A 24687-nucleotide genomic window follows, 5' to 3' on the forward strand; every position below is an offset into this window, starting at 1 on the left:
GCGGTGCCCGGCGAGGCGGACCTGCGGCCGGCCGTCGCTGCGGCCCTCGCATGCGAAGTCGACGGGCTCGAGGACGTGCGCTCCGAGGCGCTGGACTACGACGCGTTCCTCGCGCACCGGACGGTCCGCCGCGTCCACGGGCGCGCCCGCGTGGACGGCGGGTGCCGCCCGTGGTCGCTGATCGAGAAGACCACCGAGGGGCCCGGGCTCGCCGAGCGGTACCTGCTGGACAACGGGGCGCGGGAGTTCGCTGCCTATTCGAGCGGCCTGCTGGATAGCCTCGCCCCGTCGGTCCGGGCGCCGCGCCTCTACGGCTCCCACGCCGGCGACGGCGGCAGGCTCGCCCTCTGGCTGGAGGAGGTCGTTCACCACGGCGCGCGGCCGCTCGACGCCGCCTCCCTCCTGGCCGCCGCAGGGGACCTCGGCGCCATGGCCGGCAGCTGGCACCGGCGGGTGCCCGCGGAGCCGTGGCTGTTCACCGGCTGGGTTGACCGCCACAGCCAGCCGGAAGCGGTCCCCGCCGGGCTCGAATCGCTCAGCACGGTCAGCCGAGAGGTCGTCGCCCTGCTCGGGTACCGCCTCGCGGCGGGGCGCGACCTGATCGCCGCGCAGCCGCGCGTGCGGGACATCCTCGAGTCGCTGCCCCAGACGCTGTGCCACCATGACGCGGTCGGCGCCAACGTGTTCGTGTCCTCGGGTACCACGGTGCTCATCGACTGGGAATCGGCGGGACCGGGCGCGGTGGGCGCGGACTTGGCCTCCCTGCTGTTCTCGTCGGTCCGCCGCGGCGACGCCATGGCCTCCGTAGTGGCCTCGGTCCTCGACAGCGCCGTCTCGGCGTACACCGAGAGCGTGCGCGAGAAGGACCCCTCGGTCTCCGCGAAGGACGTCCGGCGCGGGTTCGACGCCGCGGTCGCCCTGCGCTGGAAGCTCATCGCCGACCTTGCAGACGCGGCGGAGCGGCACCGTCCGATCCGGCGCGGCAGCAGGCCGGACGAGCCGGCTCGGGAATCGCTCGGCGAACTCGTCGCCCTCGCCGATCTCCTGCTCGATGCAGCCCACCGTGCCCTCGATCACTGACAGACTGGGGGTGGTTCAACCAGCGAGCAGCGAGAGGTGATCCTGTGGCCCTTCAGCGGATGGACAATGTCGCCGTCGTCGTCGACGACCTGGACGCGGCGGTCGCGTTCTTCACCGAGCTCGGCATGGAGGTGGACGGCCGGGCCTCGATCGAGGGGCTCTTCGCCGACCAGACCGTCGGGCTCGACGGCGTGCGCAGCGACATCGCGATGATGGCGACCCCGGACGGCCACGGCAGGCTGGAGCTGACGAAGTACCACCACCCCGCAGCCATGGCCGCTCAGCCGCCGGCCCCGCCGCCCAACACGCTGGGCCTGCACCGCGTGATGTTCGCCGTGGACGACATCGACGACACCTTGGCCCGCCTTCGCGCCCACGGCGCCGAACTCCTCGGCGAGGTGGCGGAGTACGAGGGCATCTACCGCCTCTGCTACCTCCGCGGACCCGCGGGCATCATCGTCGCCCTGGCCGAGCAGATCGGCTGACCCCTCGTGAGGCGACCCCGGACCGACGCGGCACGCCGTCCGAGGTGGCTCACGCGCAACGTCGCGACTCTCTCCGGGGTGAGCTTCCTCCAGGACGCCGCGAGCGAGCTGCTGTACCCGATCCTGCCCATCTTCCTCACGATCGTCCTTGGCGCCCCCGCCGCGGTGGTCGGCGCGGTCGAGGGCGCCGCGGAGGGCGCGGCGTCCCTCACGAAGATCTGGGCCGGCCGGCTCGCCGACCGCTCCTCGAAGCGCCGCCTCATCGCCGCCGGCTACGGTCTCGCGGCGGTGGGGAAGCTCATCATCGCCCTCGCGACGACCTGGCCCGTGGTCCTCGCAGCCCGCTGCGTCGACCGGCTCGGCAAGGGCATCCGCGGCGCCCCCCGCGACGCGCTCCTCATGGACGGAGCCGATCCGGCGAACCGCGGCCGCGTCTTCGGCTTCCACCGCACGGCGGACACGCTCGGCGCCGTCGTCGGACCGTCCCTGGGGCTGATCCTCTACGAGCTGTTCAACCGGCAGATCCCGCCCCTGCTGTGGATCGCGGTCATCCCCGCGGTCCTCTCGGTGCTGCTCGTCGCCGCGGTGAGGGAGAAGCGGGCGGCGTCCGCCGGCGTCGTGCGCGGGGCGGGCCAACGCACGACGGCGGCCCCGCACCCGGGTGCCGCGGGCCGGCTGCCGGCGCGGCTGCGGCTGCTCATCGGGGGCCTGACCCTGTTCTCGCTCGTGAACTTCCCGGACGCGCTCCTGCTGCTGCGGGCGCACGAGCTGGGACTCTCGACCGAGGGCGTGATCGGGGCGTACATCCTGTACAACGTGGCGTACGCGGCCCTGTCCTACCCGGCCGGAGCGCTGTCCGACCGGGTGCCGCGGCACCTGGTGTTCGCGGCCGGGCTGGTGTTCTTCGCGGTCGGGTACCTCGGGCTCGGGCTCATCGACGACCCCGCGCTCGTGTTCCCCGTGCTCATCGTGTACGGCGGGTTCACGGCCGCGACCGACGGCGTGGGCAAGGCGTGGGTGTCGACCCTCGCCCCCGCACAGCTGCAGGGCAGGGCACAGGGCCTCTTCCAGGGGCTCACGGGCGGCGGCATCCTCGTTGCGGGGATCTGGGCCGGGCTCGCATGGGGCGACGCCGGGCGGGTGCCGCTGCTGGTGAGCGGCGCGGCGGGGCTGGTGCTCGCCGTCGTGCTCGTGGTGGCAGGGCGCCGGCTCTCCACGCGGCGCTCGGGGTGAGCTCCGACGTCTCACGGCGGTCCGGCGCCGGCCGCAGGTGTCTCCACAGGCCACATCCGCCCGGAACTGCGGCAGTCTGGTAGGGGGCCGAAAAGAGGAGGAATCGACATGATGCCGATCGTCTTGATTATCGACATTGCACGTCCGGTCGAGGAGGTGTTCTCCTACATCACGGACCCGTTGCAGTTCCCGGAGTGGCAGCTCGACGTCGTGAGCGCACGCCGCGACGATGCCGGCTCGCGCGGCGTGGGATCGCGGTTCGTCACCACACGCCGGGTCGGGCGCATGCAGCGGACGACGACCCAGGAGATCATCGACGTCGATGAGCCGAGGACCTGGGCCGCGCGCACCATCGGCGGCCCAGTAAGCCTGCTGGCGAAGGTGACTGTCGAGCCACGTGGCGACACCAACCGCTCGCGGGTGACCTTGTCGTTCGACTTCGCCGGCCGCGGGCTCGGGAAGTTCCTCGCGCCCCTGATCCGCAGGATGGCGGCGAGGGAGGCGCCCAAGAGCCTCCAGAATCTGAAGCGGCGGCTGGAGAGCGGCGAGCACCGCACGGATCGGCAGGGAAGCGGGACGTGACCGCGCTCGGGCGGCTGGCGCTCCTGCCCATCTCACCCGTGGCGGCTACCCAGAGGCGACGGCGAAAAGCCCCGCGACGCCGAGCAGGTAGAGGACCAGCACGATGAACGAGTCCGCGCCCATGCCCGCGACCCGCCGCTTGGGCCTGAAGATCAGGCTCATGACGTAGACGAGAGTCAGCAGGATCGCGAGCGCTGTCAGGTAGATGTCCGTGTTGTGCGCCTGCGGCAGGACCGGTGTGCCCGAGATGAGCACCGCGACCAGGAACAGCACGGGGAGGAAGGCATTGCCGCCGAAGATGTCGCTGACCGCCAGCTTGTAGTCGCCCTGCTTCACGGAGGGCAGGCCGGTCGAGATCTCGGGCAGGGACGTTGCCAGGGCAAGGATGGTCGCGCCGAAGAGGACCCCGGAGAGGCCGATGTGGCCGGCAATCTCGTCGCCGCTGCGCTCCAAAGCCACGCCTGCGACCAGGGTCGCCACGGCCGCTGCCGAGAAGATGAGTACCGCCCGGCCCGTGCTGGTCTTCGTGCCCCGACTGCCGTCTCCGGGGTCCTTGCTGTGCCCCTGCGCCTTGTCCTGCGCGCCGGGGGCGTTGCCCTGCTCGTGCCACGGCAGGCCCTTCTGTGCCCGCCGCACGGCGAGGAGTCCCACGACCCATACCGCGGTGATCAGGACAGCCGCAGGCGTCAGACGGAAGGCGACGAGGCCCGCGGGCATCTGGCTCCCGGCGATGACGACCCCGAGGACGCCCACCACGGTGACCGCCTCGATGACGAGGGTGAGGGAGGACGCTCGGTACATCAGGGGGTCGCCCCGTCTGGTCCCGAAGGCGTCCAAGGCCACCAGGACGACGGTCTGGATCGCGATGCCGCCGAGGATGTTGCCCACCGCGACCCCGAGGTTGCCGGAGACGGCCGCGCTGACGGTGATGGCGATCTCGGGGAGATTGGTGGCGACGGCCAGGAGGATCAGGCCGCCGAGGGCTGAGCCGAGGTGGAGCCTCACGTCGAGGATGTCGGTCTGCTTGGAGAGCTGGATGCCCGCCAGCCAGATCACGGCGGCGGCAGCAACGAAGAGCAGCAGTAGCGCCCAGAGGGGCCAGGACGACATGGGCGAATCTCCTTTTCTTGAGAGGATGGGGGTGATCTTGCTGACCCAGAAGCTTCCGCAAACTTTGCGGATTCGCAACGGGTCAACGGATACTGGGAACATGGAGAAGACCGGGGGCGTGGGGAGAGCCGAGCAGGTGGATGCTGTCCTGCGCGCAGCGGATGTCCTGCTGAGGGTGGTTGCGGCATCCGTGGCCGAGGTCGAGGATGTGGTCACCACCCCGCAGCTGCGGGTCCTCGTGCTCCTCGCCCTCCATGGGCCCCAGAACCTGGGCGCGGTGGCCCGGGAACTCGGAGTGCATGCGTCCAATGCGACCCGCACCTGTGACCGACTCGTCGTCGCCGGCCTGGTGAGCCGGCGGGACGACCCCTCTGACCGGCGCTTCCTCCAGCTGGACCTCACCCCCGAGGGGAAGGAACTGGTCGAGACGGTGTTCGAGCACCGCCGCCAGGCCATCGCCGAGGTGATCGGGCGGATGCCGGCCGATTCGCGGGATGAGGTCGCGGCGGCGATGGCGTCGTTCGCCGACGCGGCGGGCGGATCCGGCACCGAGGACGGGCGCTTCACGCTCGGCCTCGACGGCTGACCGGCCCTGCCCGGCGTCCGCGCTCATCCCCTCCTGCCCGAGGGCCGCGGCTCGATGCCCCAAACCGCGGTGTGCGACTCCCCCGGCCCGAGCTCGATGAGGCCCTCGCCCGAGTTGAAGGCGTTGGGTGCGCAGGTCATCGGCTCCACGCCGAGCCCCGTGCGCCTGCGGTCCTCCTGGGGCAGGGTGTCCCCGGTGAAGATCTCGAAGTAGGGGTAGGCCTCGTCGGCCCACAGCGCCGCGCCCCACGTTCCGTCGGGGCCCTCGATGTGGACCCGGGCGCGGCCGTCGTCGTCCCGGGCCAGCTCGGTGTAGGTGACGTCGATCCGGCGGTCGCCGAGCACCGTCATCTCGCGCAGGTCGTAGGCGGTGCCGTCCACGCGGCGTCGTCCGGTGGGGATCCCCTGGTCGTCGACGGGCAGGTAGACGCCGCCGGGGACCTGCACCCGCGCCGGGTCGATGGACGGCGTGCCCGCGGTGAGGTACGGATGCGCGCCGGTCCCGTACGGGCAGGGGCCCGCGCTCCGGTTCACCGCGGTGGTCCTCACGGAGAGGCCGGAATCGTCCAGCTGGTACTCGATCCGGCACTCGAGCACCCACGGCCACCCCTGGCAGGCGTGCTGCGTGTGGACGAAGCTGGCCGCGCCCTCGCTGAGCTGCTCGAGCCGCCAATTTGCCCAGCGGGTCAGGCCGTGGATGGCCCCGCCCTTCTCCGGCTCGGTCAGCGCGAGCTGCTCGGTGCGCCCACCCCAGCTGTACCGCCCCTGGCGGATGCGGTTGGGCCAGGGGATGAGCGACTGGCCGCGGGCCCCGGTGCACACCTCATCCTCGGTGTAGCCGTCCAGGACGTCTCGGCCCTCGCACTCGAAGCGTCGCAGCGAGGCCCCCACTTCGGTGATGGCTGCAGAGCAGCCGGCGTGCGCAAGGGTGACCTGACGGCCTGACGGCAGGTGGCGCTCGTCGGCCCTTCCGGGAGTCAAATCCATCGCGTGTCCCTTTCCTCGCATGCATGAAGAAAACGCAATGGTTGCATACCCGCAAAAGACCTGGGAAAACAATCAGTGGCAACCTCGCGCGGCGGGGTGAGCAGCAGACATGAAGCGCGCAACGGAGCCCCCGCCACAGGGAACTGACACCTCGGTCGGGCAGGATGTGGCCATGGACAACGAGACGACACACCGCCAGGACTTCTTCACCCGGTTCGCGACCCGTACCTCCAAGGTGCTCGGGCATCCCTGGGTCTTCTCGGCCGCGATCGCCATTCTCGTCCTCTGGGGCTTCTCGGGGCCGTTCCTCGGGTTCTCCGACACCTGGCAGCTAGTGATCAACACCGGCACGACGATCGTGACCTTCCTGATGGTGTTCATCATCCAGAACACCCAGAACCGGGACTCCGCGGCGCTGCACATCAAGCTCGATGCGGTGATGCGGGAGCTGCAGATCACGAACTCGAGGCTCTACGAAGCCGAGGAGGAGGGCGAGAAGGAACTCGAGCGGGAGCGCCACCGCCTCGAGCACGAGGCCGGCGACACGGACGGCTCGTAGCAGCAGCGCGGGAAGGCCAACTGAGATTCCTTTGATAGGAATCTTGAAAGTTTCCGTTGCGATGGCAGGAATCACATTCTACGGTTCTGGAGAAGTGATCCCCGCCACAACGCAAGGAGGCGCTGCCCCGTGGACCTTGACCTCGAAGAGCTCGCTGCCGTCATCGAGCAGCTCGACAAGACCGAATTCACCGACTTCTCCTTCGAGAAGGGAGACTTCCGGCTCCGGGTCTCGCGCGGCGGGCACTTCGCCGACGCGGCCCCCGCCGTTCCCTCACCCCACGCCGCGCCTCAGGCCGCGCACGACGCCGCCGCCTCACCCGCCGCCGCGGCCTCGGCGCAGCCTTCCCCCGCCCCCGCGCTCAGGGCGGTGTCGGCGCCAGCGGCACAGGCGCCCTCGACGCCCGAGGCCGGCCACGCCGTCGTGACCGCGCCGATGCTCGGAACGTTCTACTCCTCCCCCAAGCCGGGCTCCCCGGCGTTCGTCGCGGTGGGCGACACGGTCGAGCCGGACGCCGTGGTCTGCATCGTCGAGGTCATGAAGCTGATGAACTCGGTCCAGGCCGGGGTCTCCGGCACGGTAGCGGAGGTCTACGCGAAGGACGGCGACCTCGTCGAGTTCGGCCAGCCGCTCTTCGCCGTGCGGGAGTCCGCATGACCTCGCCCGCCACCGAGCGCGCGGCACACCGGATCTTCATCGCGAACCGCGGCGAGATCGCGGTCCGCCTCATCGAGGCCTGCGACCGGCTCGGCTTCGACACCGTCCTCGGCGTCTCGGCCGCAGACAGGGACACCCTCGCGGCGAAGCGGGCCGGACGCGTCGTCGTGCTCGGCGGCCCCCGCCCCGGCGACTCCTACCTCGCGATGGACACCGTGGTCCACGCCGCCGTCGCCACCGGCTGCACCGCGGTGCACCCCGGCTACGGCTTCCTCTCCGAGCAGTCTGCCTTCGCCCGGCTGTGCGCCGAGGAGGGCCTGACGTTCATCGGCCCGCAGCCCGAGGCCCTCGAGGCCCTCGGCGACAAGCTCACCGCCCGTCGCCTCGCGGAGGCGAACGGCGTCCCGGTCTCGAAGGGCGGCACGGCGGCCGCGGAGCGCGAGGTGGCGGACCTCGCCGACTCGATCGGCTTCCCCGTGCTGATCAAGGCCGCGTTCGGCGGCGGTGGCCGCGGCATGAAGCTGGTCCGCAGCCATGCGGAGCTCCTCGAGGCCTGGCAGCTCGCCTCGGCCGAGGCGGAGGCCAGCTTCGGCGACGGCACCGTGTTCCTCGAGCGGTTCGTCGAGGATGCGAAGCACGTCGAGGTCCAGGTCCTCGGCGACCGCCACGGGCACCGCATCCACCTCGGCGAGCGCGAGTGCTCGGTGCAGTACCGCTACCAGAAGGCCGTCGAGGAGGCTCCCTGCGCGGCGCTGCCCGAGGCCACCCGCCGCCTGCTCCACGCGAGCGCCCTGCGCCTCGCCGACGCCCTCGACTACGTGGGCCTCGGCACCGTCGAGTTCCTCTACGACCCCGCCCGGGACGAGCTCGCATTCCTCGAGGTCAACCCCCGCCTCCAGGTGGAGCACCCGGTCACGGAGGCAATCACCGGCGTCGACCTCGTCCGGGAGCAGATCCTCGCAGCCCTCGGCGAGCCGCTCTCCGTCACCCAGGACGACGTCGTGGTCACAGGCCACGCGATCGAGTGCCGCATCACCGCGCAGGACCCGGACCGCGGCCTCGCACCGAGCCCGGGCCGCGTCACCCGCTGGCGCCCCAGCACCGGTGGCGGGCTCCGCCTCGACACCCACATCTACGAGGGGTACCTGTTCCCGCCCTACTACGACGCGCTCATGGCGAAGCAGATCGCGTGGGGCCCGGACCGGGACGCGGCGATCGAGCGCATGGAGTCGGCGCTGGCGGGCTTCGGGATCGAGGGGCTGACCACCTCGCTCCCGCTCCTGCGCCGCATCCTCGGGCACCCCGACTACCGCACTAACCGCGTCACGACCCACTGGCTCACGGACCATCTGGAGGACGTCATGCAGAGCACGAGCTCCCTCCACGCTGAGGCGGGGGTGCACTGATGGCGAAGATCAGCCTCGTCGACGTCTCGCTCCGCGACGGCAACCAGAGCCTGTGGGGCGCCACGGGCATCACGACCCGCATGGTGCGCGGCGTCGCCCCGCTGCTCGACGCCGTCGGCTACCGCACGCTCGAGCTCGTCTCGAGCACGCTCATGGCCACGGCCGTCCGCTACCACGCCGAGGACCCCTGGGAGCGGATCCGCACCGCGCGGCAGCTCGCACCGAACACCCAGCTCGGCTTCCTCACCACGGGCAAGCGCTTCATCACGTTCGGCCGCACGCCGGACGCGGTGTTCGAGCTCGCCTTCACCCTCCTGGCCCGCAACGGGGTCCGGAAGCTGTGGGTCATCGACCCGATGCATGACATGGAGGGCGCCAAGCGCACGGCCGCGATGGCCAAGCGCGTGGGCTTCGAGGAGGTCATCGGCGGGGTCTGCTACACGATGAGCCCCGTCCACACGCCGGAGTACTTCGCCGAGAAGGCCGGCGAGCTCAGCGACAGCCCGGACATCGACGGCGTGTACCTCAAGGACCCCTCCGGCATCCTCACCCCGGACAGCGTCCGCACGCTCGTCCCGGCGCTGCAGGCCTCGCTCGGTCGCGCCGCGGACGGCCCGCAGCTGCGCGAGGTCCACTCGCACTCGACCACGGGCCTCTCGCCCATCACCCTCCTGGAGGCCGCGGACCTCGGCGTGCCGACGCTGCACTGCGCGCTCCCACCGCTCGCGGACGGGGCCTCGCACCCGAGGGCACAGCAGCTCGTCGCGAACCTGCGCGCCCGCGGGCACGAGGTGGCCGTGGACGTTACGGCCATGGACCGCGCATCGGAGTACCTGACCCGGCAGGCCCGCATCAAGCGGCTCCCTCAAGGGCAGCCCGCGCAGTACGACGAGGCCTACTACCGGCACACGATCCCCGGGGGCGTGCAGTCCACCACGCGCCGCCAGCTCGCCGAGATCCGCCGCCCCGAGCTGTTCGACGCCGTCATCGAGGAGTCCCTCCAGGTCCGCGAGGACCTCGGCTGGCCGATCGTCATGACCCCGTTCGCGCAGTACATCGTGGCCCAGGCCGCGCTCAACGTCATCTCCGGCGAGCGCTACAGGACCATCTCCAACGAGGTCGTGGACCTGCTCCGCGGCGACTTCGGCGCCCTGCCCGGCAAGGTCAGCGAGGACCTCCTCGACCGGGCCCTCGCCACCCCGCGGGGCCGGGAGAAGCCGGACGACGCCGACGAGGTCACCCTGAAGGGGCTCCGGCAGCAGTTCGGCATCCACCTCGGCGACGAGGAACTGCTCCTGCGTGCTGTGATGCCGGCCGAGCAGGTGGACCGGATGGTCGCCGCCAAGACCGACTCGACGAGTGCCACGCTCGCCGGGCTCATCGCGGCGGCGGGGTCGCCGTCGTCGGGCCTCTCGGTCTCCGTCAGCAGCGGTGACACGGCGTTCTCGCTCAACCGTGCTGCCAAGAACGCCGCCAAGGAGGCCACCGCATGACCACGAACCCACTCGACCAGGTCCGCGCCTGGGTGCTCGACGTCGACGGGTGCCTCATGCGCACCGCCAAGGCCGGCGGCGCGGGCGGCGAGGCCATGCCGGGCGCCGCGGAGCTCGTCGCGTTCCTGCACGGGCGCGGGGACCGCGTGCTCGTGTGCACGAACGCGTCCCAGCAGCCACCGCGCGTCTACGCCGAGCACCTGCGCGGGCACGGCATCGACGTGCCGGACGAGGACTTCGTCACGGCCGGCTCGGCCGCCGCGGACTACCTCTCAATCCATCATCCCGGTGCCCGCGTCCTGGCCGTCGGCGGGGCCGGCATCACCGAGCCCCTCGCGGCGAGCGAGCACACGCTGGCAGATCCAGCCGACAGCGAGCTGGCCGACGTCGTGCTCGTGGGCGCCGACGATGCCTACACGGGCGCGCAGCTGAATGCGGCCGCCCTCGCGGTCGACGCCGGGGCGCCGCTCTACACGACCGTGGACGTGCCCTGGTTCCACGGCGGGATCCGGAAGTCGCTCGTCGTCTCGGGCGCGGTGGCCCACGCCATCGGCTGGGCCGCCGGCGTCACGCCCACAGTCCTGGGCAAGCCGTCCCCGGCGCTCGGCGAGGCGCTCATGCACAGGATCGGCGCGCCGTCGTCCGCAGGGACAGTGCTGCAGCCAGAAGCCGTCGCCGTCGTGGGCGACGCGATCGTCGAGACGCAGCTGGCCCGCAGCATGGGCGCCGTGAGCGTCCTCGTGCTCACCGGGTCCACGACGCCGGAGAAGCTCGCGCAGCGCGCCGGCCCGGACGTCCCCGACCTCGCCCTCCCAGGCGTCGCCGACCTTCACGCCCTCCTGACCACCCCAGTCGTCCCCACCCCGTAACTCCTTCCACCGAAGTAAGGAACCCACGATGTCCCTCGACAACGCCCGCCGCTTCCCGTTCTTCTCCGAGGCCTCCGCCCCCGCCGGCGGGGAGGGCTGGCAGTCCATGTACCCGTACTACCTCGTCCCTTCGGAGGAGACGCAGGCGCACGAGGACGGCCAGTTCTGGTTCGCCGACACGATGCACTGGTCCCGCGGCGCCCACCCGTTCGACAGCATCGGCGCGGAGGCCGTGTACCTCGGCGTGGGCACGTTCAGCACGCGCATCTTCGCGCTCCCTGTCTCCCTGGGCCTCGACGTGCGCATGTTCAACGGCTACGTCTACATCTCCCCGCTCGCCGTGACGGACCCGGCGCAGATCCAGGCGCGCGCCGCCGTCTTCCAGGAGCGTGCGGGCTACTACTACGCGAACTGGGACGAGCTGTACGGGAAGTGGAAGGCCAAGATGGACCAGGCCATCCAGTCGCTCGCGACCGTCTCGTTCCCGGCGCTGACCGAGTACGACCCGAAGGAGGTCGTCTTCGAGGCCAAGGGCCGCTCGGAGGCCATGGCCGTGATCGAGAACTACCACCGTCTCATCGACGAGTTCTTCGCCATCTGGCAGTACCACTTCGAGTTCCTCAACCTCGGCTACGGCGGCTACATCACGTTCTTCCAGTTCTGCAAGCAGGCGTTCCCGCTCATCACCGAGCAGCAGATCTCCCGCATGGTCGCTGGCGTGGACGTGCTCGCGTTCCGGCCCGACGACGAGCTGCGCGCGCTCGCCGCCAAGGCGAACGAGCTCGGGCTCGTTGAGGCGCTCGACGCCGGCGGCTCGCCCCAGGAGGTCCTCGGCCGCATCGCCGCCGCTCCCCGCGGGGACGAGTGGATCGCGGCCTTCGAAGCCGCGAAGGACCCGTGGTTCAACTACTTCACCGAGTACGGCTTCACCCACGACCAGGTCACGTGGGCGCAGGACCTCTCCGTCCCCCTGAAGAACATCTCCCGCTACGCCACGAAGATCGCCGCGGGCGAGGACATCTCCCGCCCGATCGAGCGGCTGCGCGAGGAGCGCGACGAGATCGTCGACGAGTACCGCGCCCTCCTGGCCCCAGCGGAGGCGGCCCAGTTCGACGAGCTGCTCGGCCTGGCGCGCAAGGTGTTCCCGTATATCGAGGAGCACAACATCTACGTGGAGCACTGGGCCCACAACGTCTTCTGGCAGAAGGCCGACGAGCTCGCGCAGTTCCTCGTCTCGGCGGGCTTCCTCGCAGAGAAGGAGGACTTCTACTACCTGAACCGGTTCGAGGTGGACCAGGTCCTGTTCGACGTGGTCGACTCGTGGGCGATCGGGGTCGAGGCGCGCGGCAGGAAGCGCTGGGCCGCCGAGATCGAGCGCCGGAAGCCGATCGTCGCGGCGCTCCAGTCCGTCCCGGCAGCCCCGGCCTACGGCATCCCGCCCGAGCAGGTCACGGACCCGTTCGCGGTCATGAACTACGGCGTCACCACCGAGCGGGTCAACGACTGGCTCGGCTCCTCGGACGAGTCCGCCGCGGGCCTGAACGGCATCCCCGGCTCCCTGGGCGTCGTGGAGGGCCCGGTGCGCGTGCTGCGCTCCGAGAACGACCTGCCCCAGCTGCAGCCGGGCGAGATCCTCGTCGCGCCGATCACCGCGCCCTCGTGGGCCGCGGCGTTCTCGGTGGCCGCGGGCGTAATCACGGACATCGGCGGCATGATGTGCCACGCCGCGATCGTGTGCCGCGAATACGGGCTCCCCGCTGTGGTCGGCACCGGATTCGCGACGGCGCGGCTCACCACCGGGCAGCGCGTGCGGATCGACGGGCGCAAGGGCACTGTCGAGCTGCTCGACGCCGCGGGCGCCGGGGACACCGGGGACGCCGGGGAAGCCGCCCAGTCCGACACCGCTCTCGTCTGAGCCGGAAGACACCCAGAGGAGACACGATGTTCACGCTGACCTTCACCGACCCCGCCTGCCGGGACGTGCGCGAGACCGGCGGCAAGGCCAAGAGCCTCGCCGACATGACGGCGAACGAGCTGCCGGTCGCACCCGGCTTCGCCGTCACCGCGGAGGCCTACCGCCACTTCCTCGCCGCCACCGGCCTGGGCGAGACGATCGGGCGCCTGCTCGCAGACCCGCTCGACCCGCACGACCTCGCCGCGCTCGAGCGCACCGGCAACGCCCTCATGGAGGCCGTCCGCCAGACCGCGATCCCGCAGGACCTCGCCGAGGCGGTCCGAGCAGCCTACGCGGAGCTGTGCACCACGACAGGGCTCGACGACGTCTCGGTCGCCGTGCGCTCGAGCGCCACCTCCGAGGACTCCGCCGGGGCCTCGTTCGCCGGCGAATTCGAGACCTGGGTCGACATCCGCGGCGCCGAGGACGTCCTGGCGCACCTCCTCAAGTGCTACGAGAGCGTCTTCGCGCCCCGGGTGCTGGGCTACGCGATCGAGCAGGAGCTCGATCCCCGCACCATCGAGATGGCCGTCGTGGTGCAGAAGGTGGTCCGGGCGCGGGCCGCCGGCGTCATGTTCACCCTCAGCCCCACCAGCGGGGACCGCTCCAAGATCGTCCTCGAGGCCAGCTGGGGCCTGGGCCTCGCGGTGGTGGGCGGTGAGGTCACCCCGGACCGGTTCCTCGTGGACAAGATCGGCCTCGAGATCGCGGACCGCACCCCCGGGGACAAGCGGATCGAGTACCGCACCGGCGCCGCGCCGACCCCGGTGGAGGAGTCCCGCCACCGGACCCTGTGCCTCGACGACGCCGAGGTCACCGCGCTCGCGAAGCTCGGCAAGCGGCTCGAGCGCATCCACGGCTCGGCACAGGACATCGAGTTCGCCGTCGACGAGGAGCTGCCCGAGGGATCCAACCTGGTCCTGCTCCAGTGCCGCCCGGAAACCGTGTGGAGCGGCGCCGAGCGCAAGCCCGCCTTCGACGCCTCCGCCGGGATGATGTCCTGGATCACCGGGTCCATCTCCGGAGGCGCGGCCGCGGCCGCAGGCCACACGCACGACCTCGCCCACAAGCACTCGGCCTCGAGGGCACGATGACGACGACGGCCGGACAGGAGACCCCGCCGAGGGCGGGCACCGGGCAGGGCAGCCTCCTGCGCCCGGCCCCGGGCAAGGACGAGTGGCCGCAGACCCGGCTGGGCCGGTTCCTGCTGACGGCCGAGAAGGCAACGGGCCGCACGTTCGCCGACTACGAGGACGCGTGGGCCTGGAGCGTGGAGGACCTCGAGGGCTTCTGGCAGCTCGTCTGGGACGAGTCGCGGATCATCGCGCACACCCCGCCGGAGCGGGTGCTCGGGCGGCGGGAGATGCCCGGGGCCGAGTGGTTCCCCGGGGCCACGCTCAACTACTCCGAGCACGTGGTGAGGGCCCTGCGTGACCGGGGCGACGGCGTCGTGCTCAAGGCCCGCAGCCAGACGCGGGCGGCGATCGACTGGACCGGGAACCGGCTCATCGAGGAGATCGGGCGCCTCCAGGCGGGGTACCGGCGGCTCGGGCTCGTGGCCGGCGACCGCGTGGCGGGGTACCTGCCCAACACGCCCGAGGCCCTTGCCGCGTACCTCGCCGCCGCCGGCCTGGGGCTCGTGTGGGCCGCCGTGCCGCCGGAGATGGGACCGCGCAGTGCGATCGACCGGCTCGGGCAGCTGGATCCGAAGCTGCTCATCGCCCTGGACGGGTACCGGTGGGGCGCACGCGATGTCCTGCGGCTCGCCGAGCTCGAGGAGATCCGCGCGGCGCTGCCGGGGACCGCCGTCGTGCTCCTGCGCTACCTCGACCCGAATGCTGAGGTGCCGGGCGGCGTCGAGACGTACGAGTCGCTGCGCTCCGAGGCGGGCGCGTTCGAGGCGGTGCCGGTGCCATTTGCGCACCCGCTGACGGTGCTGTTCTCCTCGGGGACCACGGGGAGGCCGAAGGCGATCGTGCACTCGCACGGGGGGATCCTGCTGGAGCATTCCAAGGCGATCCCGCTGCAGTTCGATCTGGGGCCGGAGGACCTCGCCTACTGGTACACGACCACGGGGTGGATGGTGTGGACGCTCATGGTGTCCTCGCTGCTGACCGGGTGCGGGCTCGTGCTCGTGGATGGGGACCCGGGATGGCCCGCGCTCGACGGCGAGTGGTCGCAGTGGGCGGTCGCGGCCGAGACCGGCGCGACGTACCTGGCCTCCGGGTCGGCGTACCTCGCCGCGTGCGCGAAGGCCGGGCTGCGCCCCGGCGGGGTCTGGGACCTGAGCCGGCTGCGGGAGATCAACTGCTCGGGCTCGCCGCTCTCCGCCGAGGCGGCGGAGTGGGTGTACGACGCCGTGTCCCCCACGGTGCTGCTCGGCCCAACCTCTGGCGGGACGGACGTGTGCACCGCGTTCGTAGGCGGGACGTTCCTCACGGCGGTGCGCGCCGGGGAGATGTCCTGCCGGGCCCTGGGGGCGGATGTGGAGGCGTGGTCTCCGGAGGGAGGGCCCGCGCCGGTGGGCGAGCCGGGCGAGCTCGTGGTCCGGCAGCCGATGCCGTCCATGCCCGCGGGGTTCTGGGGGCCGGACGGGGCGCAGCGCTACCGGGACTCGTACTTCCACACGTTCGACGGCGTGTGGTGCCACGGCGACTGGCTCGTGCACACCGGCGACGGCGGGTGGATGATCACCGGGCGCTCCGACGCGACGCTCAACCGCGGCGGGGTGCGGCTCGGGACCGCGGAGTTCTACGCGGTGCTCGACCAGGCGCCCGGAGTGGCCGATTCGATGGTGCTGCACTTCGAGGACGGCAGCGGGATGGGGAAGCTCGTGCTCGCGGTGGTGCCGAGAGAGCCGGGCGGGGAACCAGCCGCGCTCGTGGCGTCCTTGAAGTCGCTCATCCGATCGCAGCTCTCGCCGCGGCACGTGCCCGACGTGATCTTGACGGTGCCCAGCGTCCCCCGCTCCTCGATCGGCAAGCGCCTCGAGGTCCCGCTCAAGCGGATCGTCCTGGGGGCGGCGGCGGAGGATGTCGTGGACAAGGGGGTGCTCGTGGACCCGGACGGGCTCGCGGCGACCGTCGCGGCGATCCGTGCGGCGCTCGGCGCCGAGTAGTGGTGCCGAGTAGCAGAGCGGGCGGTACGGCCGGCCGACGGGTACCTCGCGCGTCAGCCCTGGAGGCCGACGGCGAGCCGCGCCTCGATCGCGGCGGCGGCGTCCCGCAGCCCGTTGACGATGTCCGGCATGGCCGGGCGCTTGAAGCGCGAGGCGGGGATCGCCGTCGTGATCGCCGCGACGGGCTGGCCGGCGGGATCGTGGATGGCGACGCCGAGGCCGACCACCCCGGGCTCGGTCTCCTCGAAGTTGGTGCCGAAGCCTGCCCGGCGCACGTCCGCCATGGACTTCTTGAGCCGGCCGACGGTGGCGATGGGACTCGTGGGCCAGGGCGGCAGGCCGTTGCGGTAGATCTCCTCGAGTTCCGGGTTGCTCAGCTCCGCAAGGATCGCCTTCCCTCCCGCGGAGGCGAAGGCTGGCATCTGGTCCCCCCGGCGGGCGGTGACGCGCAGGACGGCGTCGGCCTCCACGCCGTCGACGAACATGATGTTCCCGCCGCGGCGGACCATGAGCTGGACCGTCTCGCCCAGCCGTTCGGCGAGTTCGTTCAGCGGGCCCTCGGCGGCGCGGCGCAGCTGGGCCAGGGAGGCGCCGTGGGCCCGGTCGGGGACGAGCGCGGGGCCGACCCGGTAGCGGCGGTCGCCCGTGCGGGCGGCGAAGTTCCGCAGGACGAAGGTGGCGAGCATCCGGTGCGCCGTCGAGGGGGCGATCCCGAGCGCCTCCGAGGTCTCCTTGACCGACAGCGACCCCCGCTCGCGCAGCAGCTCCACCAGCCGGAGCGTGCGGTCCACCGATTCGATCGGGCTCGCTTCTCCCCCGCTGCCCTCAGCCATCCTCACCCCGTCCCGCGCCCGCACTGTGCGGCCGCTCCGGTCCATTCTCGCAAGCGTGGTGCTGGGTGAGCGGGACGACCGAAGCCTAGGCATTGCGCCGCGAGTGAGTGTAGCTTCGTGGCGTCACGGGAGGATCAACGCTGCCGTGGCGGTCTCAGATCTCGATTCTCGGCACGAGCAGACAGGCAGGAACATGGCAGACGACCAGGTTCAGCGCAACCTCAAGGGCATGGACGATCTCGACTTCGACGGGTGGAACAAGGCCGACTGGACCGGCGTGTTCGCCCACCACCACACGGACGACGTGCACGTGGACTGGAAGGGCCAGCCCCCGACGGACGGCGTCCAGGAGCACATCGACGCGATGAAGGCCTTCGTCGAATCCGCAGGGGGAACGCCGCCTCAGATCACGGCCCACCCCATCGCGTTCGGCTCCGGCGAATGGACCTGTGTGATCGGCGAGTTCGCGGACGGCAGCCGCATGGTCACTGTCGCGAAGTGGAAGGACGGCGCCATCGCCGAGGAGTACATCTGGGCGTAGCACCGAGGGCGCGCACCGCAGCGAAAGGAGTGCGACCACGAATGACGAAGTACCTGATCTCGTTTCCGAGTGCTGCCATGGTCGTTCCTGCCGGGGAGCTCGAGTCCGTGGCGGCGGCGGCGCACGCCGTGGTCCAGGAGGCGAAGGACGCCGGCGTCTGGGTGTTCGGCGGCGGCATCGACGAGAGCGTCCCGCCGGTCATGGTCGACGCCGACGGGACCGTGCGCGAGGGCACCTACCCGCAGACGGCGCAGCTCGAGGGCGGCTACTCGGTGCTGGAGCTGCCCTCGCACGATGCGGCCCGGGAGTGGGCCGCGAAGATCGCCGCCGCCTGCCGCTGCGCCCAGGAGGTGCGCGCCTTCCAGTACGACCCGTCCAGCTAGAGCTGCGGGCCCGCTGACGCCGCAGGCGAGCAGCAGCCCGACCGTAGTACGGGGGCGCTGCTCGCCTGAGCGCTAGGAGCCGGCAGGGGCGAAGCTGTGCTCCGCCACGATCGGGGCCGCGGCCTCCGAGGTGAAGAACCGCAGTACCTCGAGCGCTGCAGCGCGGTCGTCCGCCGCGGTCGCGACCGCTCCGGCGAAGACGGTATCGATCGCGCAGTCCGGCGGCAGGACGCCGAGGATCCGGATGCCCGGCTGCCCCACGAGCTCGCTGAGCTGCTGGAAGCCGAGGTCGACCTCGCCCTCGGCGAGCGAGCGCGCCACCGGAATGCCCGGGCGCGCCTGGACCATCCGCTGGCCCAACTCGTCGCCGAGCCCCCAGCCGTCGATCATCTTCACGAGCGCGACGCCGCTGGGCCCGGTCGAGTAGCCGATGCGGCCGGCCTCCTGCAGGGCGGCCCGGAGGCCCGCGGCGTCCGGGAACGCGTGGCCGCCGTCGTGGGCGGCAGGCTCCTCGGACTCGGCGGGAACGGCGACCGCAACCTGCGACAGCATGAGCGGCGTGACCGAATCCGCCACGACGTGCCCGTCGTCGGCGAGCCGGCGCAGCGCGCCCAGGGCGAGGAACACCAGGTCAAGCTTCTCGCCCTCCGCCACTCGCTTGGCCGCATCCACGCCGCCGACCGACTCGAGCTCCACCTCGGGCAGGCCGGCCCTGACGGCGGCTGCCGCCAGGTCGGTGAGGACGTGGCGGGTCGCCATCGAGGAGATCCCCCTCATGCGGCGTCCTCGAAGGACTCGGCGTCGACCTCGCGCGACGCGGCGGCCGCGTAGCGCGGGCCGGACACGGTGGAGGTTCCGATGAGCTCGCCCGCGCGGGCGAGCAGCCCGGCGTCGACCGTGAGGTCCGCGGCCGCCTGGTTCTCGCGGAGGTGGTCCAGCCGGGTCGTCCCCGGGATCGGCACCACGTGGTCTCCCCGGGAGAGCACCCAGGCGAGCGCGAGCTGGCCCGGAGTGCAGCCTGCCTCCTGCGCCAGCGCCCGCCACTGGGGCAGCAAGGACGCGTTGGCGGCCCAGTGCTCCGGCTGGAAGCGGGGCATGTTCCGGCGGATGTCCTTCGGCGCGAACTCCGCCGGGTCGTCGAAGCCGTCGCTGAGGAAGCCGCGCGCGAGCGGCGAGAACGCCACGAGCGCGACCCCGCTCTCGCGGGTCGCCTCGAGCATGCCGAGCTCGGGGTTGCGGCTCCACAGCGAGTACTCGTTCTGCACCGCGGCGATCGGAGCGACGGCCTGCGCCTCGCGCAGGCGCTGCACCGACACCTCGGAGAGCCCGATGGCGCCGATCTTGCCGGCGGCCACCATCTCGGCCAGCGCACCGACGCTCTCGCCGATCGGCACCTGCTTGTCCCACCGGTGCAGGTAGTACAGGTCGATGTGCTCGACGCCGAGGCGCCCGAGCGATGCGTCGACCTGCGCGCGCAGCGTCTCGGGGCGCCCGTCGATGACCTTGACGCCGTCGACCATCGCCATGCCGCACTTGCTGGCCAGCACCACCTCGTCGCGGCGCCCGGCGATCGCCTGCCCGACCAGTTCCTCGTTGCGGCCGCCGCCGTAGAGCGTGGCGGTGTCGAGCATCCGCACGCCCTCGTCGAGCGCCGCGCGCAGGAACGCCAGACCGTCCTCGACCGACGGCGGAACCCCGTAGGCGTGGCTCAGCGACATGCAGCCGAGGCCGATCTTCGGCAGGATCACGCCAGCTGCTCCTCGAGCTGGCCGAGCACGCGGTAGCAGTCGATGACCTGGCGGATCGAGGAGTTCGGCTCGCGGCCCTCGCGGATGGCGCTGACGAACTCACGGTCCTGCAGCTCGATGCCGTTCATGCTGACGGCGACCTTGGACACGTCGATCTGCTCGTCCTTGCCGGTGTACAGGTCGTCGTAGCGAGCGATGTAGGTCGCGCTGTCGCCGATGTAGCGGAAGAACGTGCCGAACGGGCCGTCGTTGTTGAACGAGAGTGACAGCGTGCAGATGGCCCCGGTCTCGCTCTTGAGCTGGATCGACATGTCCATGGCGATGCCGAGCTCGGGGTGGATCGGGCCCTGGATGGCGTTCGCCTGCACGATCTTGCCCGCCTGGTAGGCGAACAGGTCGACCGTGTGGGCGGCGTGGTGCCAGAGCAGGTGGTCGGTCCAGGAGCGGGGCTCGCCCTTGGCGTTGGTGTTGGTGCGGCGGAAGAAGTACGTCTGGACGTCCATCTGCTGCACGTTGAACTCGCCCGCAGCGATGCGGTTGTGCACGAGCTGGTGCGAGGGGTTGAAGCGGCGCGTGTGGCCGACCATCGCGATGCGGTCTGAGGCGTCCGCGGCGGCGAGGGTCGCCTCGGCGTCGGCCAGGGAGTCCGCGAGCGGGATCTCGACCTGCACGTGCTTGCCCGCCTTGAGGACCTCCTGCGTCTGGGACGCGTGGAGGCCCGTGGGGGTGGCGAGGATGACGGCGTCGACGTCGTCGCGCTCGAGCACGGCGTCGAGGCCGACGACGGCGTTGGCGATGCCGTACTTGCCGGCGACGCCGTCCGCCTTCTCCTGCGAGGTGGCGCTGACGACGGTGACCTCGGCGTCCTCGATGTTCTTCAGGCCGTCGAGGTGCTTCATGCCGAAGGCGCCGTTGGCGCCGACGACGGCGACGCGGATCTTGTCGGTCATTCGTTACTCCTTTTCGCGGATCCGGATGAGAGTGTCAGGCGTTCGGAACGGCCGCGGTCTCCGCGGGCTCGGCGGCTGGCACCTGATCCGCGGACTCGGCCACGACCGCGTCGTCGGCGGAGTCGGTGCGCGGCGCGACCGGGTTCGAGATCACGAGGTGCCCGACCGCGGTGTTGGAGGCGGGCACGTGGTAGAACCGGTGGTCGACTCGGGGCGCCTCGCCGCCGAACTGGTCGTCCATCGCGCCGCGGGCGATCAGCCAGTCGACGAGCTCGATGCCCTCGGAGCCAGCCTCGTCGACGTACTCCATGTGGTCCCACTCGGTGAGGCCCAGCGGGTCCGCGATGAGGTGGTCGAGGAACGCGTTGTCCCACTCCTCGTTGATGAGGCCGGCGCGCGGGCCCTGGAGCTGGTGGCTCATGCCGCCGGTGCCCCAGATCTGCACGTTGAGCTCGGGGCCGTCCCACTTGTCGAGGGCGCGGCGCAGGGCCTTGCCGAGCTCGTAGCAGCGGCGGCCGGACGGCACGGGGTACTGGACCACGTTGACGGCCAGCGGGATGACCTTGCACGGCCACTCCTTGACGTCGCCGAAGACGAGCGAGAGCGGCACGGTGAGGCCGTGGTCCACGACCATCTCGTTGACGAGGGTGAGGTCAAAGTCGTCCTGGATGACCGACTGCGCGATGTGCGCGGCGAACTCCGGGTAGCCCTTCACGTCCGGCACCGGGCGGGGGCCGTAGCCCTCGTCGGCGACCGGGTACTCGACGCCCGTGCCGAGCACGAAGGTCGGGATGATGGAGGAGTCGAACGCGGTGGCGTGGTCGTTGTAGACGAGGATGACGACGTCGGGCGTGTTCTCCTTGGCCCACTTGCGGGTCCACTCGTAGCCGTCGAAGACCTTCTTCCAGTACGGCTCCTCGGTCTTGCCGAGGTCCATCGCGGCGCCGATCGCCGGCACGTGCGAGGTGAACAGCGCCGAGGTGTACTTCGCCGGGGCGTTCTCGCGCATGGTCTCGGACTTCTCATGCGGCGCGGGCGGGACCCAGCCGTCGAGGTCCTTGGCGCGGTTGCCCTCGGGCCGCCGGCCGCCGCCGATCATCATGTCGCGGTAGGCGGCCTCGGACATGCCCGTCATGGAGCCGGCCATCTGCTGGAAGCTCAGGCCGTGGGTGGCGCCGATCTTGCTCAGGAAGTAGATGTTGCCGCCCTCCGCCATCATGGCGTTGAGGTCCATGTCGAGCACGGCCTGGCGCTGCTTCGGCGAGAGGGGCCACTCGTCGAGGTACGCCTCGCGGTCGGCCAGGTAGCGCTGGCGGTTCTCGGGCTTCATCAGCGACATCGAGAACTGGTTCAGGTGGTATCCCTTACGGGCCATCTCGGCGTCGAAGATGATCGTGCCGGGAACCTGCTTGTACGGCTTGTCGAGTGCCATGTCATGCTCCTTCGGGCCAGTAGAGGCGATGGGGGTTGTCCACGAGGAGGCGCTGCTGGAGCTCCGCCGTCGTCGCGATCTGGGGGATGTAGTCGACCAGGAGCCCGTCGTCGGGCATGTGGTCCTTGAGGTTGGGGTGGGGCCAGTCCGTACCCCACAGGACGCGGTCGGGGAACTCCTCGACCACGCGACGGGCGAACGGCACCACGTCGGTGTAGGCGTGCTGCTCGCCGTCCAGGGCGCGCGGCCCGGTGACACTCAGCCGTTCGGGGCAGGAGACCTTGGTCCAGACGTTCGGGTTCTCGCGCATGAAGCGCAGGAACAGCTCGAACTCCGGGCCGTCCGGGTCCTTCGTCACGTCGGGTCGGCCCATGTGGTCCACCACGACGTCGGTCTTGATGGCGGAGAAGAAGTCGTAGAGGTCGGGCAGGTCCGCCGCCTCGAAGTAGATCACGACGTGCCAGCCGAGCGGTGCGATCTTCTCGACGATCTCCTCGAGCGAGTCGGTGGGGACCCGGTCGACGAGGCGCTTGACGAAGTTGAACCGTACGCCTCGGACACCCGCCTCGTGCAGCTCGGCGAGCTGCTCCTCGGTCACGTCCCGGCGGACGGTCGCGACGCCGCGGGCCCGGCCCTCGCTGCGGCGCAGCGCGTCGACCAGTGCACGGTTGTCGGCCCCGTGGCAGGTCGCCTGGACGATCACGTTGCGGTCGAAGCCGAGGTGGTCGCGCAGGGCGAAGAGCTCCTCGGCGGAGGCGTCGCAGGGCGTGTACTTCCGCTCGGGGGCGTAGGGGAACTCGGCACCGGGGCCGAACACGTGGCAGTGGGCGTCGACCGCACCGGCAGGCAGGCTGAAGGTGGGCTTGGAGGGGCCCTCGTACCAGTCGAGCCAGCCGGGGGTCTTCTCGAAGTCGCCCGTCGTCTTTCCGTGCGCCATGGTCAGTTCTCCACGTACTCGAGGCCGGCGGCGGCAAGCGGCTCGCGCATGCCGTAGAGGTCGAGGCCGAGGACGCCCTCGCGGAACTTCTGGCGCTTGCTCTCCTCGTTGTCCTCGCGCTTCTGGCTCGCCTCGGCGACGGCGCCGACGAGCTCGCGCGGCACGACGACGACGCCGTCGACGTCCGCGACGACGACATCGCCCGGGTTGACGAGCGCGTTGGCCACGACGACCGGGACGTTCACGGAGCCGAGCGTGGCCTTGACCGTGCCCTTGGCGTTGATGGCGCGGGAGAACACCGGGAAGTCCATCTTCTCGAGGTCCGCCACGTCGCGCACGCCGCCGTCGATCACCAGGCCCTTGCAGCCGCGGGCGCTCAGCGACGTGGCGAGCAGCTCGCCGAAGAAGCCGTCCTCGCTCTCGGTGGTGCAGCCGGCGACGATGACGTCGCCCTCCTGCACCTGCTCGGCGGCGGCGTGGAACATCCAGTTGTCGCCGGGCTGGAGCAGCACGGTGACCGCCGGGCCGCAGAGCTTGGCGCCGTTGTAGACGGGGCGGATGTAGGGGCGCAGGAGGCCAACGCGGCCCATCGCCTCGTGGATCGTCGCGACGCCGAACTTCGAGAGGCGTGCCACGTCCTCGGGGTCGGGACGCTCGATGTTGGTGTGGATGAGTCCGAGGTTGTTCAGTCGCAAGGTGGTTCCTCCTCTTTAGAGCCCGCGGGCGGTCAGGGCGCGGTCAAGGCGCGGGTACACGCGGCGGGCGTTGGCTTCGAAGACCTGCGCGCGCTGCGCGTCGGTCAGGCTGTCGGTGGCGTCGACGTACCGCTTCGTGTCGTCGAAGTAGTGGCCGGTGCGCGGGTCGATGTCGCGGACGGCGCCGATCATCTCGCTCGCGAAGAGGATGTTGTCCGTCGGGATGACCTTCGTGAGCAGGTCGATGCCGGGCTGGTGGTAGACACAGGTGTCGAAGAAGACGTTGTTGAGCAGGTGCTCCTCGAGCTCCGGCTTGCCCAGTGCCATGGCGAGGCCCCGGAACCGGCCCCAGTGGTACGGCACCGCGCCGCCGCCGTGCGGGATGACGAGCTTGAGTTCGGGGAAGTCCTTGAACAGGTCGCCCTTGAGCAGCTGCATGAAGGCGGTCGTGTCCGCGTTGAGGTAGTGGTCGCCCGTGGTGTGGAAGACCGGCTTGCAGGAGGTGCTGACGTGCACCATTGCGGGGATCTCGTACTCGACGAGCTTCTCGTAGATCGGGTACCAGGACCGGTCGGTCAGCGCCGGGGCGGTCCACTTGCCGCCTGACGGATCCGGGTTGAGGTTGACTGTGACGGCGCCGAGCTCCTCGACGGCCCGGGTCAGCTCGGCGACCGTGGTGGCCGGGTCCTCTCCGGGCGACTGCGGGAGCATGGCGCCCATGAGGAACCGGTCCGGGAAGAGCTCGCTGACCCGCGCGCAGAGGTCGTTGCAGATGCGGGCCCAGGTCTTGCTGACCTCGAGGTCGCCGATGTGGTGGGCCATGAACGAGGCGCGCGGGCTGAAGACCGTGATGTCGCTGCCGCGGTCGTTCATGAGCCGCAGCTGGTTCGCCTCGATGGTCTCGCGGATGTCATCGTCGGAGATCTTCAGCGTCGCCGGGTCCGGAGCCTCGCCCCGTCCTTCCGTGAAGGCGATCTGCTGGTCGCGCCAGGCGCCGAGCTGGGCCGGGGCCGTCGTGTAGTGGCCATGGATGTCGATGATCAACGAGTG

Annotated in this window: 25 protein-coding genes; 15 read left to right on the top strand and 10 right to left on the bottom strand. The window is 71.1% G+C overall.

All coding sequences use genetic code 11. The features are described from left to right. The first annotated feature begins 3 nt into the window (after positions 1-3). From ACQ5BE_RS09685 to ACQ5BE_RS09700, 4 genes are all read left to right on the top strand, one after another. Positions 4-1080: a phosphotransferase family protein gene (locus ACQ5BE_RS09685; RefSeq protein WP_430296824.1), complete on the top strand. Its 1077-nt coding sequence runs from the start codon at positions 4-6 to the stop codon at positions 1078-1080. A 44-nt stretch (positions 1081-1124) separates the two neighbouring features. Next, positions 1125-1565, top strand: coding sequence for a VOC family protein (locus ACQ5BE_RS09690; protein ID WP_430296825.1), 441 nt, complete (start codon positions 1125-1127; stop codon positions 1563-1565). Positions 1566-1643: 78 nt separating this feature from the next. Then, a complete protein-coding gene (locus tag ACQ5BE_RS09695; protein WP_430296826.1) occupies positions 1644-2798 on the top strand; it encodes an MFS transporter in 1155 nt (384 codons plus the stop codon). A 108-nt stretch (positions 2799-2906) separates the two neighbouring features. After that, positions 2907-3380, top strand: coding sequence for an SRPBCC family protein (locus ACQ5BE_RS09700; protein WP_430296827.1), 474 nt, complete (start codon positions 2907-2909; stop codon positions 3378-3380). A 45-nt stretch (positions 3381-3425) separates the two neighbouring features. Here the strand turns inward: ACQ5BE_RS09700 and ACQ5BE_RS09705 are convergent, their stop codons facing one another. Next, positions 3426-4490, bottom strand: coding sequence for a sodium:calcium antiporter (locus ACQ5BE_RS09705; RefSeq protein WP_430296828.1), 1065 nt, complete (start codon positions 4488-4490; stop codon positions 3426-3428). A 100-nt stretch (positions 4491-4590) separates the two neighbouring features. Between ACQ5BE_RS09705 and ACQ5BE_RS09710 the strand changes: the two genes are divergently transcribed. Beyond that, positions 4591-5076, top strand: a complete 486-nt coding sequence (locus ACQ5BE_RS09710; RefSeq protein ID WP_430296829.1) for a MarR family winged helix-turn-helix transcriptional regulator — start codon at positions 4591-4593, stop codon at positions 5074-5076. Positions 5077-5099: 23 nt separating this feature from the next. On the opposite strand, the gene ACQ5BE_RS09715 is transcribed toward ACQ5BE_RS09710, so the two are convergent. Continuing rightward, on the bottom strand, positions 5100-6062 hold the full coding sequence (locus ACQ5BE_RS09715; RefSeq protein ID WP_430296830.1) for an aldose 1-epimerase family protein: 963 nt from the start codon (positions 6060-6062) through the stop codon (positions 5100-5102). 172 nt (positions 6063-6234) lie between these two features. Between ACQ5BE_RS09715 and ACQ5BE_RS09720 the strand changes: the two genes are divergently transcribed. From ACQ5BE_RS09720 to ACQ5BE_RS09755, 8 genes are all read left to right on the top strand, one after another. After that, positions 6235-6621, top strand: coding sequence for a low affinity iron permease family protein (locus tag ACQ5BE_RS09720; protein ID WP_430296831.1), 387 nt, complete (start codon positions 6235-6237; stop codon positions 6619-6621). Between the two features lie 129 nt (positions 6622-6750). Then, positions 6751-7278, top strand: a complete 528-nt coding sequence (gene accB / locus ACQ5BE_RS09725) for an acetyl-CoA carboxylase biotin carboxyl carrier protein (protein ID WP_430296832.1) — start codon at positions 6751-6753, stop codon at positions 7276-7278. Continuing rightward, positions 7275-8684, top strand: coding sequence for an acetyl-CoA carboxylase biotin carboxylase subunit (locus tag ACQ5BE_RS09730; RefSeq protein ID WP_430296833.1), 1410 nt, complete (start codon positions 7275-7277; stop codon positions 8682-8684). Before accB ends, ACQ5BE_RS09730 begins: the two co-directional genes overlap by 4 nt. After that, positions 8684-10177 (top strand): pyruvate/oxaloacetate carboxyltransferase, encoded by a 1494-nt coding sequence (locus ACQ5BE_RS09735; protein WP_430296834.1) that lies wholly within the window; start codon positions 8684-8686, stop codon positions 10175-10177. Before ACQ5BE_RS09730 ends, ACQ5BE_RS09735 begins: the two co-directional genes overlap by 1 nt. Further along, on the top strand, positions 10174-11046 hold the full coding sequence (locus tag ACQ5BE_RS09740; RefSeq protein ID WP_430296835.1) for an HAD-IIA family hydrolase: 873 nt from the start codon (positions 10174-10176) through the stop codon (positions 11044-11046). The genes ACQ5BE_RS09735 and ACQ5BE_RS09740 overlap by 4 nt, the downstream gene beginning before the upstream one ends. Positions 11047-11074: 28 nt before the next feature. Then, positions 11075-12961: a PEP-utilizing enzyme gene (locus tag ACQ5BE_RS09745; RefSeq protein ID WP_430296836.1), complete on the top strand. Its 1887-nt coding sequence runs from the start codon at positions 11075-11077 to the stop codon at positions 12959-12961. 26 nt (positions 12962-12987) lie between these two features. Continuing rightward, positions 12988-14094, top strand: a complete 1107-nt coding sequence (locus ACQ5BE_RS09750) for a PEP/pyruvate-binding domain-containing protein (RefSeq protein WP_430296837.1) — start codon at positions 12988-12990, stop codon at positions 14092-14094. Next, positions 14091-16118, top strand: coding sequence for an acetoacetate--CoA ligase (locus tag ACQ5BE_RS09755; protein ID WP_430296838.1), 2028 nt, complete (start codon positions 14091-14093; stop codon positions 16116-16118). The genes ACQ5BE_RS09750 and ACQ5BE_RS09755 overlap by 4 nt, the downstream gene beginning before the upstream one ends. Positions 16119-16171: 53 nt before the next feature. Here the strand turns inward: ACQ5BE_RS09755 and ACQ5BE_RS09760 are convergent, their stop codons facing one another. Beyond that, positions 16172-16951, bottom strand: coding sequence for an IclR family transcriptional regulator (locus ACQ5BE_RS09760; RefSeq protein ID WP_430296839.1), 780 nt, complete (start codon positions 16949-16951; stop codon positions 16172-16174). 193 nt (positions 16952-17144) lie between these two features. Between ACQ5BE_RS09760 and ACQ5BE_RS09765 the strand changes: the two genes are divergently transcribed. Together ACQ5BE_RS09765 and ACQ5BE_RS09770 are read left to right on the top strand one after the other, a co-directional pair. Next, on the top strand, positions 17145-17492 hold the full coding sequence (locus ACQ5BE_RS09765; RefSeq protein WP_430296840.1) for a hypothetical protein: 348 nt from the start codon (positions 17145-17147) through the stop codon (positions 17490-17492). Between the two features lie 41 nt (positions 17493-17533). Further along, positions 17534-17875, top strand: a complete 342-nt coding sequence (locus ACQ5BE_RS09770; RefSeq protein ID WP_430296841.1) for a YciI family protein — start codon at positions 17534-17536, stop codon at positions 17873-17875. Between the two features lie 72 nt (positions 17876-17947). Here the strand turns inward: ACQ5BE_RS09770 and ACQ5BE_RS09775 are convergent, their stop codons facing one another. Genes ACQ5BE_RS09775 through ACQ5BE_RS09805 form a run of 7 tightly spaced genes read right to left on the bottom strand, consistent with a single transcriptional unit; the run spans position 17948 to position 24681 of the window. After that, complete coding sequence (locus ACQ5BE_RS09775; protein ID WP_430296842.1) at positions 17948-18652, bottom strand: substrate-binding domain-containing protein; 705 nt, start codon at positions 18650-18652, stop codon at positions 17948-17950. Further along, positions 18649-19623 carry an aldo/keto reductase gene (locus ACQ5BE_RS09780; protein ID WP_430296843.1) on the bottom strand — a complete coding sequence of 325 codons (975 nt, stop codon included), beginning with the start codon at positions 19621-19623 and terminating at the stop codon, positions 18649-18651. Before ACQ5BE_RS09780 ends, ACQ5BE_RS09775 begins: the two co-directional genes overlap by 4 nt. Continuing rightward, on the bottom strand, positions 19620-20573 hold the full coding sequence (locus ACQ5BE_RS09785; RefSeq protein WP_430296844.1) for a Gfo/Idh/MocA family oxidoreductase: 954 nt from the start codon (positions 20571-20573) through the stop codon (positions 19620-19622). Before ACQ5BE_RS09785 ends, ACQ5BE_RS09780 begins: the two co-directional genes overlap by 4 nt. A gap of 34 nt (positions 20574-20607) precedes the next feature. Continuing rightward, complete coding sequence (locus ACQ5BE_RS09790; protein WP_430296845.1) at positions 20608-22005, bottom strand: protocatechuate 4,5-dioxygenase subunit alpha/beta; 1398 nt, start codon at positions 22003-22005, stop codon at positions 20608-20610. 1 nt (position 22006) lies between these two features. Next, complete coding sequence (locus ACQ5BE_RS09795) at positions 22007-22942, bottom strand: amidohydrolase family protein (RefSeq protein WP_430296846.1); 936 nt, start codon at positions 22940-22942, stop codon at positions 22007-22009. Between the two features lie 2 nt (positions 22943-22944). After that, on the bottom strand, positions 22945-23637 hold the full coding sequence (ligK, locus tag ACQ5BE_RS09800; protein WP_222703663.1) for a 4-carboxy-4-hydroxy-2-oxoadipate aldolase/oxaloacetate decarboxylase: 693 nt from the start codon (positions 23635-23637) through the stop codon (positions 22945-22947). A gap of 15 nt (positions 23638-23652) precedes the next feature. After that, positions 23653-24681: an amidohydrolase family protein gene (locus tag ACQ5BE_RS09805; RefSeq protein ID WP_430296847.1), complete on the bottom strand. Its 1029-nt coding sequence runs from the start codon at positions 24679-24681 to the stop codon at positions 23653-23655. Positions 24682-24687 lie beyond the last annotated feature (6 nt).

Source organism: Sinomonas sp. B1-1, from assembly GCF_050474465.1.
GTDB lineage: Bacteria > Actinomycetota > Actinomycetes > Actinomycetales > Micrococcaceae > Sinomonas > Sinomonas flava.